General features: G+C 58.5%; 1 protein-coding gene. It reads right to left on the bottom strand.

What is annotated here, in order from left to right; translation table 11 throughout:
• Positions 1-34 precede the first annotated feature (34 nt).
• On the bottom strand, positions 35-253 hold a 219-nt coding region (locus tag AC1RPJ_RS08260), incomplete at its 5' end, for a hypothetical protein (RefSeq protein WP_481762926.1).

Below are 253 nucleotides of genomic sequence, written 5' to 3'. Positions count from 1 at the left end.
AACTTTCTCCTATTTACTAGACCTCTGTTTCGTCTTATTCATCAAACGAGGACAGACGCTGGGCCGCCGCTGTCGTCATTTGTTCCGCCTCATCGTTCTCGCCGTCAACGCCGATTTCGAGGCCGGGCACGCCGTCGTTCAGAAGCAGCCCCTTGAGACCGCCAGCCTCAGGAGGCAACGAGCCGTCCAACACCCGCTGATCTATAGAGCGCTTCGTCGCGTCCCCCGTACCAGCTGTTGCCGGATGCATCTC

This window comes from Dellaglioa sp. CoH-57-MRSF-17, from assembly GCF_056782015.1.
This window is presented reverse-complemented; position numbering and strand designations above follow the sequence as displayed.